The 18,151-nt window shown below is 40.2% G+C and carries 17 protein-coding genes, 1 tRNA gene, 1 other RNA gene, 1 pseudogene and 1 other annotated feature; of the genes and pseudogenes, 6 read left to right on the forward strand and 14 right to left on the reverse strand.

What is annotated here, in order from left to right:
• Positions 1-226: 226 nt before the first annotated feature.
• The 7 genes from QSJ46_RS19400 to tadA form a co-directional block, all read right to left on the reverse strand.
• Complete coding sequence (locus QSJ46_RS19400) at positions 227-490, reverse strand: pro-sigmaK processing inhibitor BofA family protein (RefSeq protein ID WP_034284261.1); 264 nt, start codon at positions 488-490, stop codon at positions 227-229.
• A gap of 66 nt (positions 491-556) precedes the next feature.
• Positions 557-781, reverse strand: a complete 225-nt coding sequence (locus QSJ46_RS19405; RefSeq protein WP_024425764.1) for a YaaL family protein — start codon at positions 779-781, stop codon at positions 557-559.
• A gap of 18 nt (positions 782-799) precedes the next feature.
• A complete protein-coding gene (gene recR / locus QSJ46_RS19410) occupies positions 800-1,396 on the reverse strand; it encodes a recombination protein RecR (protein ID WP_003218094.1) in 597 nt (198 codons plus the stop codon).
• Positions 1,397-1,411: 15 nt separating this feature from the next.
• Positions 1,412-1,735: a YbaB/EbfC family nucleoid-associated protein gene (locus QSJ46_RS19415; protein WP_008342011.1), complete on the reverse strand. Its 324-nt coding sequence runs from the start codon at positions 1,733-1,735 to the stop codon at positions 1,412-1,414.
• A 26-nt stretch (positions 1,736-1,761) separates the two neighbouring features.
• A complete protein-coding gene (dnaX, locus tag QSJ46_RS19420) occupies positions 1,762-3,474 on the reverse strand; it encodes a DNA polymerase III subunit gamma/tau (RefSeq protein ID WP_285605193.1) in 1,713 nt (570 codons plus the stop codon).
• 330 nt (positions 3,475-3,804) lie between these two features.
• An RNA gene (gene ffs / locus QSJ46_RS19425) (signal recognition particle sRNA large type) lies at positions 3,805-4,069 on the reverse strand.
• 76 nt (positions 4,070-4,145) lie between these two features.
• Positions 4,146-4,622: a tRNA adenosine(34) deaminase TadA gene (tadA, locus tag QSJ46_RS19430; RefSeq protein WP_034284264.1), complete on the reverse strand. Its 477-nt coding sequence runs from the start codon at positions 4,620-4,622 to the stop codon at positions 4,146-4,148.
• Positions 4,623-4,701: 79 nt separating this feature from the next.
• Here tadA and QSJ46_RS19435 point away from each other — a divergent pair, with 79 nt between their 5' ends.
• The 4 genes from QSJ46_RS19435 (at position 4,702) to QSJ46_RS19450 (ending at position 7,968) form a co-directional block, all read left to right on the forward strand.
• The gene (locus tag QSJ46_RS19435; protein ID WP_039175857.1) at positions 4,702-5,256 is read left to right on the forward strand and encodes a cysteine hydrolase family protein; all 555 of its coding nucleotides are present in this window, start codon (positions 4,702-4,704) and stop codon (positions 5,254-5,256) included.
• A 99-nt stretch (positions 5,257-5,355) separates the two neighbouring features.
• A complete protein-coding gene (locus QSJ46_RS19440; protein WP_235436056.1) occupies positions 5,356-6,603 on the forward strand; it encodes a glycoside hydrolase family 18 protein in 1,248 nt (415 codons plus the stop codon).
• Between the two features lie 85 nt (positions 6,604-6,688).
• Positions 6,689-7,312, forward strand: coding sequence for a deoxynucleoside kinase (locus tag QSJ46_RS19445; protein ID WP_039175853.1), 624 nt, complete (start codon positions 6,689-6,691; stop codon positions 7,310-7,312).
• The gene (locus tag QSJ46_RS19450) at positions 7,309-7,968 is read left to right on the forward strand and encodes a deoxynucleoside kinase (protein ID WP_039175851.1); all 660 of its coding nucleotides are present in this window, start codon (positions 7,309-7,311) and stop codon (positions 7,966-7,968) included. Before QSJ46_RS19445 ends, QSJ46_RS19450 begins: the two co-directional genes overlap by 4 nt.
• Positions 7,969-8,057: 89 nt before the next feature.
• Here QSJ46_RS19450 and QSJ46_RS19455 read toward each other — a convergent pair.
• The 5 genes and pseudogenes from QSJ46_RS19455 to pdxS form a co-directional block, all read right to left on the reverse strand.
• Positions 8,058-8,150: transfer RNA gene (locus QSJ46_RS19455), tRNA-Ser, on the reverse strand.
• A 128-nt stretch (positions 8,151-8,278) separates the two neighbouring features.
• Positions 8,279-8,614, reverse strand: a pseudogene (locus QSJ46_RS19670) (methyl-accepting chemotaxis protein); the annotation flags it as partial.
• Between the two features lie 596 nt (positions 8,615-9,210).
• A complete protein-coding gene (serS, locus tag QSJ46_RS19465; RefSeq protein WP_285605194.1) occupies positions 9,211-10,485 on the reverse strand; it encodes a serine--tRNA ligase in 1,275 nt (424 codons plus the stop codon).
• A gap of 48 nt (positions 10,486-10,533) precedes the next feature.
• Positions 10,534-10,750 (reverse strand) — a binding site (T-box leader).
• A gap of 53 nt (positions 10,751-10,803) precedes the next feature.
• Positions 10,804-11,394 carry a pyridoxal 5'-phosphate synthase glutaminase subunit PdxT gene (gene pdxT, locus QSJ46_RS19470; RefSeq protein ID WP_212040612.1) on the reverse strand — a complete coding sequence of 197 codons (591 nt, stop codon included), beginning with the start codon at positions 11,392-11,394 and terminating at the stop codon, positions 10,804-10,806.
• Positions 11,395-11,414: 20 nt separating this feature from the next.
• Positions 11,415-12,299 carry a pyridoxal 5'-phosphate synthase lyase subunit PdxS gene (gene pdxS, locus QSJ46_RS19475; protein ID WP_047203776.1) on the reverse strand — a complete coding sequence of 295 codons (885 nt, stop codon included), beginning with the start codon at positions 12,297-12,299 and terminating at the stop codon, positions 11,415-11,417.
• A 246-nt stretch (positions 12,300-12,545) separates the two neighbouring features.
• Here pdxS and pdxR point away from each other — a divergent pair, with 246 nt between their 5' ends.
• The gene (pdxR, locus tag QSJ46_RS19480; RefSeq protein WP_039175838.1) at positions 12,546-14,024 is read left to right on the forward strand and encodes a MocR-like pyridoxine biosynthesis transcription factor PdxR; all 1,479 of its coding nucleotides are present in this window, start codon (positions 12,546-12,548) and stop codon (positions 14,022-14,024) included.
• A gap of 42 nt (positions 14,025-14,066) precedes the next feature.
• Here pdxR and QSJ46_RS19485 read toward each other — a convergent pair whose 3' ends face one another.
• On the reverse strand, positions 14,067-15,392 hold the full coding sequence (locus QSJ46_RS19485; RefSeq protein WP_039175836.1) for a D-alanyl-D-alanine carboxypeptidase family protein: 1,326 nt from the start codon (positions 15,390-15,392) through the stop codon (positions 14,067-14,069).
• Between the two features lie 160 nt (positions 15,393-15,552).
• Positions 15,553-17,019 carry an IMP dehydrogenase gene (gene guaB, locus QSJ46_RS19490; RefSeq protein WP_024426749.1) on the reverse strand — a complete coding sequence of 489 codons (1,467 nt, stop codon included), beginning with the start codon at positions 17,017-17,019 and terminating at the stop codon, positions 15,553-15,555.
• 121 nt (positions 17,020-17,140) lie between these two features.
• On the opposite strand from guaB, the gene QSJ46_RS19495 reads away from it, so the two are divergent.
• On the forward strand, positions 17,141-18,109 hold the full coding sequence (locus tag QSJ46_RS19495; protein ID WP_047203778.1) for a YaaC family protein: 969 nt from the start codon (positions 17,141-17,143) through the stop codon (positions 18,107-18,109).
• Positions 18,110-18,151 lie beyond the last annotated feature (42 nt).

Below are 18,151 nucleotides of genomic sequence, written 5' to 3' on the forward strand. Positions count from 1 at the left end.
GAAGTATCATAGGATTTTTTTATAAAAACTCGAATTAACAGGTACGTTTTGTCTTGTTTAGTTTTCAAAGAACTTGTTTACCGCTTCAGAAGCGACTAGAACATCTTATCACATCAAAGTTGTTAGTGTCAACAACTTTTTTGTTGTTATGTTTTTTCGTTTCTTCGTCATCAGCGACGTATACTAATTTACCATCCTACCGAATCAAAGTCAACAATATTTTTCATTAAATAATAAACTTTTCAATTACAATTAAAGCTGCTACGCCTGGAATACCCAATAAACCACTAATTCCACTCGTTACAGGATTAATAGAGACATGTAATCCTAGACTCTCGCCAAATAGGTTGAGGCAAAATAAAAAAAGAGCGCCTGCCACAAACTTCACTCCGATAAGCCCTAACCATTTGAATGGATTCGCCTGCACACCTGACATAAACAACAATAGCACAGCCAGCAAAATTGACCCAATCACAATAACAGGTTCCATAATCCTCTCATCCCCTCTTCATATGAATAGTACAAGCATATGAGAGGATTATGTACAATAGACCTGCTATTTCCAGTTGTTTAGACGTAAATTCCTCTTTTTCGCTTCTCTCAGATAGAAAAAGTACTTCGCTTGAGCAAGCTTTAATTCGAATAGAATGTCCGGTGAAGGCTCAACGCTATTTGCGACAAGCTTTTTTTGTCTGTTCCATTCTTCTTTTTGCTTAAAAAGCTGTTGAATTAATTTCTCATCGAATTCTTTTCGAATTGATTTTCTGCGAAGAAAACCCATGTACCGTACTTCTCCTTCCTACATCTCACGTCTGCCTTCTAGAGCCTTAGACAGTGTGACTTCATCCGCATACTCTAAATCTCCGCCTACTGGAAGTCCGTGAGCAATGCGAGAGAGTTTAATTCCTGATGGTTTTAACAATCTGGAGATATACATGGCTGTTGCTTCTCCTTCAATGTTTGGATTGGTTGCAAGGATCACCTCTGTCACTTGATCGTCTTGCAGTCTTTTTAATAGGTCAGGAATTTTAATATCCTCTGGACCAATTCCGTCCATTGGCGAAATGGCACCATGAAGCACATGATATAAGCCGTTGTATTCTTTCATTTTTTCCATTGCGATTACATCTTTTGGATCCTGCACTACACAGATAACAGATTGATCTCTTCTTGTATCTTCACAAATATAGCAAGGATCTTGGTCTGTGATATGACCGCATACCGAACAATAAGTTAAATTACGCTTTGCATTTACAAGCGCCTTCGCAAAATCTAGTACGACATCTTCCTGCATACTAAGAACAAAAAAAGCCAGACGGACCGCAGTTTTCGGTCCGATTCCTGGCAATTTCATAAAGCTGTCAATCAGCTTTGATATTGGTTCAGGATATTGCATCTTCAGTTATTCCTCCTAGAATAAACCTGGCATGTTCATTCCTTTTGTGAATTGACCCATCGTTTCATTCGTTAGCTCATCGACTTTTTTCAATGCATCGTTTGTCGCAGCAAGAACAAGATCTTGAAGCATATCGATATCTTCTGGATCAACAACTTCTTCATTAATTGCTACATCAACGACTTCTTTTTGTCCATTTACTTTTACAGTGACCATACCGCCACCAGCTGTACCTTCAAGAACTTTTTCTGCAAGCTCTTCTTGAGCCTTTGCCATATCCTTTTGCATTTTTTGCATTTGTTTCATCATTTTTTGCATATTTCCCATTCCACCGCGCATATGAACACCACTCTCTTTCATTTTTATTAATCTTTAATTTCAATTAAATCGGTTCCTACTAATTTCTTTGCTTCCGCAATCAATGGATCCTCTTCAGTAGAAGTTCCCTGACCATCTGCTTGTTCATCTGGCTGATGATCTCTTAAAAATTCTTCTCTTATTTTACCCCATTGAGCGTCAGGAACGCCAACTAATTCCACTCTTTTTCCTAACATAGACTCTAGCAGTTGTTCAAGATTGGTTCGAACACCGCTTTTATCTTCAGCAACCATTTTACAATGTATTTCAAACTTGAATTTTAAAACAAAGGCATGCGAAGCAGCCGCAACTGGCTCACTGTCCGTTAATAACGCAGCGTGAGACACTTTATTCTGCTGTTTCAACTGGGCAAGGAGCTCTCCCCATTTGCCTTTAATTTTTTCTAACTCAGGCCGTTTCGCTTCTTTTAGAATCTCATGAATTCGGCCGACAGGAGCACGATAGCCATTTTTGTTACTCGTTTGTGGTCGAGGCGCTTCCTTTTTTTCTTGAAGGCTATGAGATGGAGACATTGGTACCCCTTCGGCTCTTAGCCTTGAGAGTTCCTGTTCCAGCCTGTTTATTTTATCTGTTAGCGCCGTTAAATCAGCGTCAGCATGACCTTGTGTCAATCCTGCTGTTGACTGACACAGCTTTACAACAGCTACCTCAAAGAAAATCCTAGGATGATTTGTCCATTTCATTTCTTGGTGGCTTTTATTCAGGACTTCAATTGTTTCATACAGAAACTGAGGTGTCACACGATCTGACAGTGCCACGAAACTTTCGTCGACCTTTACCTTTTCAAGGACACCCTCGAGATCTGGTGCCGTTTTATAAAGCAGCATATCTCTAAAGTAAAAAATCATATCCTCTATTAATTTAGCAGCATCTTTCCCCTGCTGAAGCAATTCATTTAATGTATCTAACGCTGCGGCAATATTTTGATCAAAAATCGCTTCAGCAAGCTGACTAATGAAATGCTGAGATACAGCACCTGTAATGAGCAGCGCATCATCAATTGTCAATTGTTCACCACTAAATGAGATCGCTTGATCTAAGAGACTTAGTGCATCACGCATACCGCCATCAGCTGCACTAGCAATAATCTCGAGCGAGCCCTCCTGTACGTTTAGGCCTTCTGCATCTACAATTTTCTCCATTCTTCCAACAATATCTTTGGTCGTGATTCGTTTAAAATCAAATCGCTGACAACGAGATATGATGGTAAGAGGAATCTTATGAGGCTCTGTGGTAGCCAAAATAAAGATACAATGAGCAGGCGGTTCTTCCAGCGTTTTAAGGAGGGCATTAAATGCACCGATAGAGAGCATATGTACTTCATCTATAATATAAACCTTATATGTAACCGCCGAAGGAGCAAATTTCACTTTATCACGTATATCTCGGATTTCATCTACCCCGTTATTCGAGGCAGCATCTATTTCAATCACGTCTGAAATTGAACCGTTTGTAATTCCTTTACAGGCATCACATTCATTACATGGCTCACTAACAGGTGACTTTTCACAGTTCACTGCCTTTGCAAAGATTTTGGCAGCACTTGTTTTACCTGTTCCTCTAGGACCTGAAAATAAGTAAGCATGAGAAAACTTTTTCTGCAAAAGGGCATTTTGCAACGTTTTTGTGATGTGTTCTTGTCCAACAACATCCTCAAAAACTTGAGGTCTGAACACTCGATATAAAGCTTGATAACTCACAAATACGCCCTCCTCCATTTATCATCCTTTTCATTATACATGATGCACCGATCAATTCAAAAGCACACCTTTATTTTCTAATATGCCAAAAAGATGATTTCAATTATAGAGTTTCTACTTTTCATGCATTAAAAACGTATTTTCTAGCTTTGTGAAAAGACCTGAAACCCCAAATAGAACACCAGTTCTTGTTACAATTAGTGAAAAAAACAAATGGCGCCAAAAAGACTTTTTATCTATTTGTATAACTAAAGCAGTTGAGCTATCCTTTGAACAGCAACAAAAAACTCACCTAGATAAACTAGATGAGTTACATTTAATATTGATTTACCGTGCACCTTCTGTCGATTCGCTACCCCAAGCGTTACTTAAACAGTTAGCTCGGCCCAGGCAACCCTGCGGCACATGAGAGGTTTCACTTAATGCTGCTTCCTTCCGGACCTGACATGGTTCATGAATTCCCATTGCGCAGGACCCAGACGTCAACACCACTTATTTAAGGCAGACCTTGAAGTAAACGAACCTCGAGAAGGGATTCGGCCTCGCTAGAGCGGATTGCGAGTACAGGGCACCGCTACCTCCCCGCTTAGCACGGCAAAATGAATATTAAATTGTTAGTGACGCAGACATAAGTATACCTTCTTATAGCTCAAATTGCAAACGACATCCATTCATTTACTTTTGGCTTGTTTCTTTCGCTGACGGAGATTTCGGAAGAACTGACTTAACAGCTCACCACACTCATTTTCAAGTACACCACCGATGACCTCAGACTGATGATTAAACCGTTCATCATCCAATAAATTCATTAAAGTACCTGCACATCCACCTTTTGGATCGTATGCACCAAAAACAACCTTTTTCACTCTAGAGAGAACAATAGCACCTGCACACATTGGGCATGGTTCAAGCGTAACGTAAAGAACAGCATCTTCTAAACGCCAGCTCCCTGTCGCTTTACATGCTTCATCAATAGCAAGTAATTCTGCATGTGCAATTGAACGCTGCTCACTTTCCCTTAAATTATGAGCCCGGCTCACGATTTGGTCATCAACAACTATGATGGCACCAATCGGCACTTCTCCTATTTGTTCTGCTTTTAAGGCTTCGGAAATGGCTTCTTGCATAAACTGTTCATCTTTCGTCATGGCACGGCTCTCTTTTCATGTTTTTTAAAAGGAAATTGAGGTTAACATATTATCACAATCTTTTAAAGGGGGTCTTAATTTGTCAAAGCACCAAAAGGCGCTGCTTATTATCGACATGATTAATAATTTTGATTTTGAAATGGGACATGTGCTTGCAGAAAAAACAGAGCAAATGACCAATAAAATTTTAGCTCTTAAAGAACATGCTTTCAAGGAAAATTGGCCAATCATTTATATCAACGATCACTACGGACTTTGGAAGGCTGATATCCAAGCTGTTCTGGAAACATGCAAAAACGAAAGAAGCGCTCCTATTTTAGAGAAAATGACTCCATCTAAAGATAATTACTTCTTAATTAAACCTAAGCATTCTGCCTTCTACGGTACTGCACTAGAGACACTCTTAAATGAATTAGGTGTTGAGGACATCATTCTAACTGGAATTGCCGGAAACATATGCGTTTTGTTCACTGCAAATGACGCGTACATGCGAGAATACAATCTAATTGTACCTAAAGATTGTATCGCTTCAAACGACGACAGAGATAACGACTACGCTTTAACGATGATGGAGAACGTCCTTCTAGCAAAAATCACCACCGCTAAGGAAATCACGAATGAAAATCAAACATGATTTAGCCATAACCCTCATAAATTGTTAGCAATAACAAAGGGGGCGTTGACTATTCAAATTTATGTTGTCAAAAGAGGAGATACTTTAAACGACATTGCCATGCGTTTTAAAACGACAGTCAATGAAATCATCCGTACTAACGAAATCGAAACACCAAATCAACTCGTCATTGGACAAACAATTGTCATTCCAATTAGAGGTCAATTTTATGAGGTCAAACAAAATGACACACTATATCAAATTGGTAGACGGTTTCAAATCTCAGTGGAAGAGTTGGCACGTGTGAACAGAATTCGACCTGAAGCGATACTACCTATTCGCTTCTTGCTCTATATTCCACAAAGACCGAAAAGGAACATTAATTCTAATGCTTATATTGAACCACGTGGAGATCAAGTCAGTGAAAACTTAAAGCAGGCAGCCAGAGAGGCCTCCCCATACTTAACCCATTTAGACGTCTTTAGTTTTCAAGCACAAAGAGATGGGACGCTGCGAGAACCACCTTTAGACCAACTACCCCAGATTGCCGCTCAGAACAGAACTGTATTAACCATGGTGGTGACGAATCTAGAGAATGAAAAATTCAGTGATGAACTTGGCCGTATTCTTTTAACTAATCAATCTGTAAAAACGGCATTTTTAAATGAAATTGTTCGTGTTGCCAAAAAGTATCAATTCAAGGAAATCCATTTTGATTTTGAATATTTACGCCCTGTTGATAAGAATGCTTATATTCAATTTTTAAGAGAGGCAACAGCTCGTTTTCATCAAGAAGGATGGACAATATCTGTTGCACTTGCACCAAAAACAAGTAGTCAGCAAAAGGGCAAATGGTATGAGGCCCATGACTATGAAGCGATCGGTAAGATCGTCGATCATGTTGTGTTGATGACCTATGAATGGGGGTACAGCGGCGGACCTGCACAAGCTGTCTCTCCAATTGGACCTGTCCGCCAAGTCATTGAATATGCACTAACTGTCATACCAGCCAATAAAATTGTAATGGGACAGAATTTATATGGCTATGATTGGACACTTCCTTTCGTCCAGGGCGGCCCGATCGCCAAAGCCGTCAGTCCTCAACAAGCAATTGCACTTGCTAGACAGCACAATGTCTCTATCCTATACGACGAAACAGCACAAGCACCTCATTTTCGTTATACAGATGCTAACAACAAAGAGCATGAAGTCTGGTTCGAAGACGCTAGGTCGATTCAAGCAAAATTCAACCTCATCAAAGAGCTAAATTTGAACGGAATTGCTTATTGGAAATTAGGTCTATCTTTCCCACAAAATTGGCTCTTATTATCAGATCAATTTAATATTGAAAAAAGAACGACATCGTAATCCATTCGCTCTATCTATTAGAAGGGGTATGGTACAATATACATTGGTTTGACAACTTTAACTTTATAGATAGAGGAGAACGCCTATGTATCCTGCCCCTTTTATTGCAGTGGAAGGCCCAATTGGAGCCGGAAAAACAACTTTGGCTACAATGCTTGCAAAGGAATTTCAATTTCCTTTAGTAAAAGAGATTGTAGAAGAAAATCCATTCTTAGATAAATTTTATGAAGATATGGAACAATGGAGCTTTCAGCTTGAGATGTTCTTTTTATGCAATCGGTTCAAACAGTTAGAATTAATTGAAGAAAACTATGTGAATAAACAGCAGCCGGTTGTCACTGATTATCATGTCTATAAAAATATGATATTTGCAGAAAGAACATTATCAAAAAAGCACATGGATAAATACAGAAAGATCTATCACCTGCTAACAGATGATCTTCCTAAACCAAATGCCATGATCTATATAAAAGCCAGCCTTCCCACCTTACTTGAAAGAATACAGATGAGAGGACGCTCTTTTGAAGAAGACATTGACCCAGCTTATTTAAAAACACTCATTGAAGATTATGAGCTGGCCATTGAACATTTAAAACAGACTGAGCCAGGGCTTCCTATCATTACAATTGAAGGAGATCATACAGACTTCGTTTCCTCACAGCAAGATTACCAGCAAATTGTACAGAACATAAAGGAGCAAGTGCTATGAACAAGATCGAAATACCAAAGGACGCAGTCATCACAATTGCCGGGACTGTTGGTGTCGGCAAATCCACTATGACCAAAACAATAGCGGACAAGCTAGGGTTTCAAACGTCTCTTGAAAAAGTAGATGATAACCCATATTTAGAGCCTTTTTATTCAGATTTTCAAAGATGGAGCTTCCACTTACAGGTCTATTTCCTGGCTGAGCGTTTTAAGGAGCAAAAGCGGATTTTTGAATCTGGCGGAGGATATGTACAAGATCGTTCCATTTATGAGGACACTGGCATTTTTGCAAAAATGCATGCGGACAAAGGTACGATGTCTGAGGTCGATTATGAAACATATACAAGCCTATTTGAGGCGATGGTGATGACACCTTACTTCCCTCACCCTGATGTCCTCATCTATCTGCACGGGGATTTAGATCATATTTTACATCGTATTGAAGAACGCGGCAGAGAAATGGAAACTCAAACTGACCGGGCTTATTGGGAAGAAATGTACACTCGATACACAGAGTGGATCGAACAATTTGATTTATGCCCAGTGATTAAAATTAATATTGAAGATTACGACTTACTTCATGATGAAAGTTCACTTGATCCCATTCTTCATGAAATAGCTTCTGTTATTCAAAAAAATCGCTCTAAAACAAAATAAAAAAAACCGCTGCATTCGCGAAATGCAGCGGTTTGACAATTTCCAATTTTTATGCTTGCGTTCAATTCAACTAAGGTAAAAAATCAATATGGCGGAGGAAGAGGGATTCGAACCCCCGCGGGCTTTGACACCCCTGTCGGTTTTCAAGACCGATCCCTTCAGCCGGACTTGGGTATTCCTCCGTATCGACAAGAATTAATATACCATATCATTTTATTTGAAGTCAACATCTTTTCGAAAAAAATTTCAATTTGTGATTTCGGCATGATATTTGCCTATAAAAAAGCAGCCATTGATGGCTGCTCTTGATCTATTTCATATCCTGTCTCATTTCTTCAATAAACTGATTCATCTCTACTTTAAACTCATTTAATGATTCGATAATCTTCGTAAAGTCTGTCACTTGTTCGGCTTGTTCATTTGTTGAACTGCTGATTTGTGAGATGTTTTCAGACAAAGTGCCAATGCTGTCTTGGATTTCTTTTAAAAATGTATTAATGGTTTCAGCCGCTTCCTTCGAGCCATCTGATAATTTACGCACTTCATCAGCCACGACAGCGAACCCTTTTCCATTCTCACCTGCTCTTGCGGCTTCAATTGCAGCATTTAAACCTAGCAGATTTGTTTGTCTAGCGATTCCGCCAATGGTTTTGACGACTTCTTCAATATTCGCAGATTTCTCTTCCGCTCTTCCTGCCTGTTCGCTTATTTCTAAACTTGTGGCAGCCAGCTCTTGTGAATGTGCAGCAATTTGCTCAATTCCACCTTGGAGTTCTTTCGCTACTTTATTGATTTGCTCCATATAACCGCTTAATTTTTTTTCACGATGATATGTAAATGCCACTAAAAAAGAGCCAATTACTTTTCTATCTTCATCAAAAATCGGGTAACCTTTTACAGCAACTTCATAACCATATAGTGTTTCTGGTAAGTAACCGTCATATTCTTGTCCTCTTAATGTCGTCGCCACATTTTGGTCTTCTGGGTTCAATGGGTCCCCAACTTTCATACCAAAATCTATTGTGTTAGACGGGTAATAACAAAGTACCTTCTCTGTATCCGTGATACCGAAAAGAATACTTTCATCTAGTACCTTTCTAAGTAATTGAGCCATTTCAACATAATAGTCAAGCCTATTCAAGATTATTCCTTCTTTCCTAGAAGCTTTTACTCTTTTTATCGGCTAAATTCAGGAAAACTGTAGGACTTTTGGTAAAAAGAATAAGATGCCTTGGCGGCATCTTATTTCATCACTTCTTTATTTCCCATGTAAGGACGCAGCACTTCAGGAATGATTACTGTTCCATCCTCTTGTTGATAGTTTTCTAAAATAGCCGCTACGGTTCTTCCTACCGCTAATCCAGATCCATTTAATGTGTGAACATGTTCTGGCTTCGCTTTAGGCTCTGGGCGGAAACGAATGTTTGCGCGTCTTGCTTGGAATGCTTCGAAGTTACTGCATGAAGAAATTTCACGGTACGTATTCTGGCTCGGGATCCATACTTCGATATCGTATTTCTTCGCAGCCGTGAAGCCTAAATCTCCCGTACACATGCTCATGACACGGTATGGCAGGTTCAATAGCTGAAGCACTTTTTCTGCTTGATTTGTTAATTTCTCTAATTCTTCATAAGAATCTTCTGGTCTGACAAATTTCACGAGCTCTACTTTGTTAAATTGATGCTGACGGATAAGTCCACGTGTATCTCTGCCGGCAGATCCAGCTTCTGATCTGAAGCAAGCACTGAATGCTGCATAGTTAATTGGCAGCTGTTCACCATAGAGGATTTCGTCACGATGCATGTTGGTAATCGGGACTTCGGCTGTTGGAATGAGGAAGTAATCTTCTTCGCGAATTTTAAAGGCATCCTCTTCGAATTTTGGAAGCTGACCAGTTCCTGTCATGCTCGCTCTGTTGACCATATAAGGTGGAAGCACTTCAGTAAAACCAAACTCATCCACATGTAAATCAAGCATAAAATTATACAATGCGCGCTCTAAGCGTGCGCCAAGCCCTTTATAAAAAACGAAACGGCTTCCTGTCACTTTTCCTGCACGTTCAAAATCAAGGATGTTGAGCTCATCAGCTACGTCCCAATGTGGTTTTGGTTCAAATGAGAAGGCTGGCTGTTCGCCCCATTTTCTCACTTCCACGTTGTCGTCTTCTGTTTCACCAACTGGTACAGAGTCATGAGGGATATTTGGAATTGAGAACAGGATGTGCTGCAGGCTTTCTTCTACTGTTCTTAGCTCATCATCCAGCTTCTTGATCTCATCTCCTACCTCACGCATTTCTTGAATAATGTGATCGGCGTCTTTCTTTTCTCTTTTTAGAACGGCTACTTGCTGTGATACTTCATTTCTTCGGCTCTTTAATTCTTCTGTTTTCCCGATTAATTCTCTTCTTTTTTGATCTAGCTCACCAAACTTATCAAAATCCGCTAAATCTTCGCCTCGGTGTGCTAATTTTTCTTTGATTTGATCAAAGTCCGTGCGCAGTTGTTTAATATCCAGCATGTATAACACTCCTTTTTTATCGAAAAATAAAAAGAGCCCTCATCCCATGAAAGGGACGAGAGCTCTCGCGTTGCCACCCTGATTGAAAACATGCAGAAGCATGCTTTCCTCTTTCCTCTGTAACGGTATCACCGTAAATGCTTACTTCTCTTGTTTCAGCATTTCGCTCAAGGATGGATTCAGAATGCATCTTTCACCGATTCTCACCAACCATCGGCTCTCTGAGAAAGAGGGGCTTCTTACTATTTCCCGTCAACGCTTTTTCGATCTTTGATTGTGTTTTTAATGTACTATAAGTTTTATCTCTTTTCAACCGTTTTATACAGCAAGCTTCGTTTTGTAGGACTTCACCATGTCTACAAATAACTGTGTTAACCGGTGATCGTCAGTCAGCTCTGGATGAAAGGAGCAGCCTAAGATATTGTTTTCTTTCGCCATCACAATCCTGCCATCATATTCAGCCATGATTTCTACGCTATCATCTGCGCTGATGATATGAGGCGCACGGATGAATACCCCTGTAAACGGCGCATCCAGTCCTTTTACTTCTAAATCTGCTTCAAAGCTGTCTACCTGTCTGCCAAAAGAATTCCGTGCAACAGATACATTTAACAGTCCAAGATGAGCATCTTCTCGATCTTCGATATGCTTTGCCAGCATAATCAGACCGGCACATGTCCCGAAAATCGGTTTCCCTTGAGCAGCGAAGGCTTTGATCGGATCAATGAATTGGTACGTATCCATGAGTCTTCTCATCGTCGTACTTTCTCCACCAGGGATAATCAAACCGTCAACGGATTCTAGCTCTTCTACGTGTTTGATGATCTTTCCTTCTGCGCCGCAGGCTTCAATCGATTGAATATGCTCTCTGACCGCTCCTTGAAGACCTAGTACACCAATTGTCAGCATGTTCGTTTGCGCTCCCTTAATTACCAGCCACGCTCTTGCATACGTTCTTCTGGCAGTAGATTTGAAATTTCAATTCCTTTCATAGCTGTTCCAAGCTCTTTTGAAAGTTCTGCAATGAGACGGTAATCTGTGAAATGAGTCGTTGCTTCAACAATCGCTTTTGCAAATTTCGCTGGATTGTCTGATTTGAAGATACCAGATCCGACAAATACACCATCTGCTCCAAGCTGCATCATTAACGCTGCATCTGCTGGTGTTGCAACGCCTCCAGCTGCAAAGTTCACAACTGGCAGCTTGCCATCTCTTTTGATTTGCAGCAATAATTCATAAGGTGCGCCAAGGTTCTTGGCTTCTGTCATCAGTTCATCTTCACTCATGGCTGATACTTTACGAATCTGAGCATTGACCTTTCTCATATGACGAACAGCTTCTACAATGTTGCCTGTCCCTGGCTCTCCTTTTGTACGAAGCATAGAAGCGCCTTCTGCGATACGGCGGGTTGCCTCACCTAAGTCGCGGCATCCACAGACAAAAGGTACTGTGTATTCATTTTTATTTAAATGGAATTCTTCATCTGCGGGCGTCAGCACTTCACTCTCATCGATATAATCAACACCAAGTGCTTCAAGAACACGAGCCTCGACGATGTGGCCGATACGTGCTTTTGCCATGACTGGAATCGTTACGGCATTTTGTACTTCCTCTACGATTCTTGGGTCTGCCATACGGGCAACACCGCCTGCTGCACGGATATCAGCTGGTACTCGTTCTAGTGCCATGACTGCCACCGCACCTGCTTCTTCTGCAATTTTTGCCTGCTCCGCATTGACGACATCCATAATGACGCCACCCTTTTGCATTTCTGCCATTCCACGTTTCACTCGTTCAGTTCCCTTATTGCTCACAATAGTTTCCTCCCATTTGTCTATTCGATTAATTCAACATCTTTATCATACAAGCGAGAAAGTATAACAATAAAGAGAATAGTATAACAATTCAAACAGCCGATAAAAAAGAATAAACCCTTGTATATAAAGGGTTTCCAGCTAAAAACATGTCATTTTCTCTTTCAAGTGTGATTTACATGCTATAATGCAACTATAACAATTAAAATTCATGTATAACAATGTTGCATTCTATGGAGGGGTTTCATGCATATTGATATCCATCGACACTCTGATACATCTCTTTCAAATCAAATTTACTTTTCAATCATTGACCACATTCAATCAGGTTTGCTTCAGCAAGGAGAAAAGCTGCCAACTGTCCGTGACTTAGCTAAGCAGCTCAATGTGAGTCTTGTCACGGCAGCAAAGGCATACACCCGATTAAAGGACGACGGATATTTAAAGACGGTGCAAGGTAAAGGAACTTTTGTGGATGAGCAGCAAGAGCAGGCAGAGATTCCGGTTCCATCATCTACCTCTTTCGATTGGCAGTTGTCGATTCCAGATTATTTACCACGGTCTCAATTCGCTCAGTATCACTATGTCGAAGAAGCCATTAACCTTTCTTCCTCTATGATCGATCCAGGGCTTTTGCCCAACCGGTATTTAGAAAAAGAAATGCAGCATGTACTAGCCAGACATCCTCAAATCATGTCGAAGTATGGTGAGATACAAGGTGACCTTCAGCTGCGACAAGTCATTCAGTCTTTTTTAGAAAAGTTGGATGTGCCGTCTACACCTGAAAATATCCTAGTAACAAGTGGTTCTCAGCAAGGGCTTGATTTGGTGGCACGTACGTTTATTGGGCCGGATGATGTGGTGGTCATGGAAGCACCGACATACCCTGGGGCCATTGATGTCTTTATGGGCAGAGGAGCAAGAATCATTACCGTCCCTGTCGATCATGAAGGGATGAACATGAAACAGCTTCAAAGCATTTGTGATAAATATAAACCGAAACTCATCTATACGATTCCTACTTTCCACAGTCCAACAGGGGCCAGTATGTCGATGAAGCGTAGAAAACAGCTTCTCTTACTAGCTCAAAGTATTGATTGTCTCATTGTAGAAGATGACCCTTATCGCGAGCTTTATTTTGAAAAGAAGCCACCAGCACCTATTAAAAGCTTGGATCATGATGGACACGTCATTTATTTACGAGGATTAAGTAAAACACTGGCTCCAGGATGCAGAATCGGGATTATCACAGCCTCAGGATCGATATTTAACCGTTTATTAGCTGCAAAGGCCAATAATGACTTAGGCAGCCCTCTCCTCACACAAAAGGCCATATTGCCGTTTCTGACATCGAAGAAAATGATTGATCATACGAAGAAACTAAGAACCGCCTTGAAAGTGAGACGCGATTTGATGATGGATGTGTTAACGAAGCACGCACCGAAAGATGTAACGTGGCAAATTCCACAGGGCGGGCTCAATTTATGGCTTAGCTTTCCTTCCTGGGTCGATACACGAGCACTGTTGCATGAAGCACGCAAGCAGCAAATCACCTTTCTGCCTGGTTCTGTCTGCTATCCTGGAGAGCCGAAGCAGAATTATATCCGCCTCAGCTTTTCCTATGTGAATGAAAAAGCACTGACCGAAGGCGTGGAAAAGTTATGTGATATTTTTCAGCAAGCTTTATCGACTCCTCAAAATCAGAAGCAATCGCTCTTCTTTTAACGATAAAAAAACTGCTCTCATTAATAGAGAGCAGTTTTTTTATTAGAACCAACCTTTTACTGTGTCAACGATTCCGCCCCAAATGCCAGCGAAGAATCCACCTACACCGCGCATTGCTAGGATGAACCAGTTTGCTTTTTCATCGCCTGTTTTCGTCACAAGCTCAACACCTGATTGGTCTTTATTTAAATAGCCGTAGTCCTTCTCATCACCAGAATAAGAAGTCGTCAGCATGCCAACCTTCGTTCCTTTTTTAATAGGAGCTTCTAAGTTCTTTTTCTCGATATTTACTTTTGCTTTATAGCTCTTTTCGTCACCATTTTTTACTGGCACAGAAAATGCTTCTTTCGTCACAACAGGTACTTCTTTATCTTTGCCTTTATCAACTGCGATGTTTTCATGTCCTTTGATTTGTTGACCTTTTTTGTACATTTCTTTCATCGTGAAGTTTTTAAACGCATAGTCGAACAGTTTTTTCGCCACGTCGAAACGTGCTGTATGAAGATTACCTTTTGCATTTAAGATGACGGCAATGACGCGCATGTCACCTTGTTTAGCCGTACCTGTGAAGCTAGAACCGGCTGAATCTGTAGAACCTGTTTTCAGACCGTCTACACCTTTATATTCCTTCACAAGTCCTTTAAGCATGAAGTTCCAGTTAGGCATGTCCATTTCATCGTCAGTGCCTTCTCTGAACTTTGTTTTTGCAATACTTGCTGTTTCAAGAATTTCTGGATGGTCTTTGATGAGATGCTGTGCAAGCAATGCCATATCTTTTGCCGATACTTCACTTTCTTCATCAGGACCAGTACCTTTTGGCTGTTGGCCATGTAAGTCTTTATTTTCCAGACCGGTTGCATTCACGAATTTGTAGTTTGTTAAACCAAGTTCTTTTGCTTTTGCGTTCATTTTTTCAACAAACTTCGATTCTGATCCAGCAATCACTTCTGCTAAACCAATCGCTGCTGCATTTGCCGAATAAATAGCCGTTGCTTGATAAAGTTCTTTTACTGTATACGAACCATCTTTTCTCAAAGGAACGTTAGATAAACTGCGGTCCTGAGAAATTTCGTATACATAATCATCTGGCGTATACTTTTGATCCCATTTCACTTTACCTTCAGCAATCGCCTCTAGTAATAGATACTCAGTCATCATTTTTGCCATACTTGCAATAGGCAGTCTTTGATCTGCGTTTTTACTATAAAGAATTTTACCTGTAGAAGCTTCAATAAGGATCGCTGCTTTCGCATTCACACTGAATGGATCTTCAGCAGCCTTTGCTTTGGACATTGGTGTAAATGCTGTAACAATCAATGCCAATGCAAGGATAGAGACCATAAGCTGTTTCAACATCTTGCTGTTCAATCGTCATACCTCCGTATTCATCTTTTTTCGACGTTTTTCATATATATGTAATCCACAAGGGCTTATTTCAACACAACAGTATAAATTTTATCACAATAAAGACAAAAAAAATAGACAGAGTCATAGACCCTGTCAAATGTAATTTGATTGTCACAATTTATCAAGAAATTGTGTAGTTTGGTGATTCTTTTGTAATTTGTACATCATGTGGATGACTCTCACGAAGTCCTGCACCCGTCATACGAATGAACTGTGCTTCTTCTCTAAGAGTACGTAAATCCTGTGTTCCACAATAGCCCATACCAGAACGAATACCGCCAACTAGTTGATACACTGTGTCAACGACTGGCCCTTTGTATGGTGTACGGCCTTCAATTCCTTCAGGAACGAACTTTTTATTATCTTCTTGGAAGTAACGATCTTTACTTCCTTTTTCCATTGCAGCAACAGAACCCATACCACGATAAACTTTGAAGCGTCTACCTTGGAAAATTTCTGTTTCTCCTGGGCTTTCAGATGTACCAGCTAGAAGGCTTCCCAGCATAACAGCATGTCCGCCAGATGCTAGTGCTTTCACGATATCACCTGAATATTTAATTCCACCATCTGCAATAATAGCTTTACCATGTTTTCTTGCTTCTGTTGCACAGTCATAGATCGCTGTGATTTGTGGTACACCAACACCTGCAACAACACGTGTTGTACAAATAGATCCTGGTCCGATACCGACTTTCACAATATCTGCTCCTGCTTCAAACAATGCTTTTGTTGCTTCAGCTGTTGCAACATTACCAGCAATGATGTTAAGAGAAGGATACGTTTCACGGATTTTCGATACAGTGTTTAGAACACCTTGAGAATGACCGTGTGCTGTATCAATGACAATAACATCAACATTGGCTTCGACTAATTTTTTCACACGTGTCATTGTATCGCCAGTGACACCAACAGCGGCACCAACAATTAAACGGCCATGTGCATCTTTAGAGGAGTTAGGGAATTCAATCACTTTTTCAATATCTTTGATTGTGATAAGACCTTTTAACGTTCCTTCGTCATCTAAGAGAGGTAATTTTTCAATCTTGTATTGCTGTAAGATTTTTTCAGCTTCTTCTAACGTTGTACCAACAGAAGCTGTCACAAGTTCCTCTTTTGTCATCACGTCGCTAATCTTCATTGAATAATCCGAAATAAAACGAAGGTCACGGTTCGTAATAATACCAACAAGCTTTTGGTCTTGTTCGTTGTTGACAATCGGCACACCTGAAATACGGTATTTACCCATTAAATGCTCTGCATCAAATACTTGATGCTCTGGTGTTAAGAAGAATGGATTTGTAATAACGCCGCGCTCTGAACGTTTTACTTTATCCACCTGTTCTGCTTGCTGTTCAATGGACATGTTCTTATGAATAATACCAAGACCACCTTGACGTGCCATTGCAATCGCCATTTGTGATTCCGTCACTGTATCCATTCCAGCACTGATAATTGGAATGTTTAGCTTTAATGTACTTGTTAGCTCCACTGATAAATCGACATCACGCGGAAGTACTTCAGACTTTGCTGGAACAAGCAAAACATCGTCAAACGTCAAACCTTCTTTTGAAAATTTACTTTCCCACATTAGTAAATCCCCCTCTTTTCGGCAAAATATTATATGTAGATTATCAACTAGCAAACAGCATGTCAAGGAAGCAACAAACAGTTGCAATTTTTAGAAAATATAAAGAGAGTTGAGGAAGAAGATGAAAAGTTCAGGATGGAAGGATTTAAAACGTTTTTATTCGCTAGAAACTTCCCAAAAGTTTCTATTTCAACAATATGAGAAACGGAACATTCCAGATGCAAATCAGCAAGCCTATAAAAACTGTGAACGATTTATTTACTTTCTAAAACATGGCCATACGTTTTATGAGCAGGCTGCGAATGCACCTTTAGAACTTAAACCCATTTTATTGTTTTATGGAATGGCACAGCTGCTAAAAGCATGTTTGCTGACAGTTGATCCCCATTATCCTTCTCAAACCTCTGTTTTAGCTCATGGCGTAACATCGAGAAAGAGAAAAAAACAGCATTACCGCTTTAGCGAAGATGAAGTGAAAATCCAAAGAAACGGGCTATGTATGCATGTGTTAAAGCATCTATTTCATTTAAAGGGTCTTGAAGATGAGCGATTTACAATGATCCATCTTCTGTCCAAAATACCTGAAATGAGTCATATTCTTGAGTTTCAAAAGCAGCCCTCGACATTAGTTAAAGTGGAAAAGGCGAATGGAATGATGATTCAAGATCATATTCCATTACTTTATAACATGTCTGCTGAACGCTTTATTGAATACTTTGAGTTCCATACAAGCTGGAAACTCAAACAGAGAGAGGCTAAGAAATTGACGTTTGATGTATTTCTTGAAGAAAACCCAGCACTCGCTACTCATCTTCATTATGATTTAGAAATGGATCAATGGTTTATACCGGCAACACGAGATGCTTTTCTAGGGATTCCTGAGATCATCAGCCATTACTTATTAATGTATAACCTTAGTATGATTGCCCGCTACGAAACAGAATGGTGGTACGAGCTGCTGTCTCAATACATTAGCGACGATTACGTCATGATTGAACGCTACATGGAGATTGCAGAAGAGAAGTTCCCAGCTTACATCATGATGCTGTTAGAAGAAAAAACAAAAAAGACCAGTTCCAAATGGAACTGATCCTTATAGAAGCTTGGCGGCGTCCTACTCTCACAGGGGGAA

Source organism: Bacillus sp. YKCMOAS1, from assembly GCF_030268125.1.
GTDB lineage: Bacteria > Bacillota > Bacilli > Bacillales > Bacillaceae > Bacillus > Bacillus safensis.

Excerpts from the sequence above, each read along its gene's own strand:
- QSJ46_RS19400 (WP_034284261.1), bottom strand. The coding sequence starts at position 490 with ATGGAACCTGTTATTGTGATTGGGTCAATTTTGCTGGCTGTGCTATTG.
- QSJ46_RS19405 (WP_024425764.1), bottom strand. The coding sequence starts at position 781 with ATGGGTTTTCTTCGCAGAAAATCAATTCGAAAAGAATTCGATGAGAAA.
- recR (WP_003218094.1), bottom strand. The coding sequence starts at position 1,396 with ATGCAATATCCTGAACCAATATCAAAGCTGATTGACAGCTTTATGAAA.
- QSJ46_RS19415 (WP_008342011.1), bottom strand. The coding sequence starts at position 1,735 with ATGCGCGGTGGAATGGGAAATATGCAAAAAATGATGAAACAAATGCAA.
- tadA (WP_034284264.1), bottom strand. The coding sequence starts at position 4,622 with ATGACGAAAGATGAACAGTTTATGCAAGAAGCCATTTCCGAAGCCTTA.
- QSJ46_RS19440 (WP_235436056.1), top strand. The coding sequence starts at position 5,356 with ATGCGTTTTAAAACGACAGTCAATGAAATCATCCGTACTAACGAAATC.
- QSJ46_RS19445 (WP_039175853.1), top strand. The coding sequence starts at position 6,689 with ATGTATCCTGCCCCTTTTATTGCAGTGGAAGGCCCAATTGGAGCCGGA.
- QSJ46_RS19450 (WP_039175851.1), top strand. The coding sequence starts at position 7,309 with ATGAACAAGATCGAAATACCAAAGGACGCAGTCATCACAATTGCCGGG.
- serS (WP_285605194.1), bottom strand. The coding sequence starts at position 10,485 with ATGCTGGATATTAAACAACTGCGCACGGACTTTGATCAAATCAAAGAA.
- pdxT (WP_212040612.1), bottom strand. The coding sequence starts at position 11,394 with ATGCTGACAATTGGTGTACTAGGTCTTCAAGGAGCGGTCAGAGAGCAT.
- pdxR (WP_039175838.1), top strand. The coding sequence starts at position 12,546 with ATGCATATTGATATCCATCGACACTCTGATACATCTCTTTCAAATCAA.
- guaB (WP_024426749.1), bottom strand. The coding sequence starts at position 17,019 with ATGTGGGAAAGTAAATTTTCAAAAGAAGGTTTGACGTTTGACGATGTT.
- QSJ46_RS19495 (WP_047203778.1), top strand. The coding sequence starts at position 17,141 with ATGAAAAGTTCAGGATGGAAGGATTTAAAACGTTTTTATTCGCTAGAA.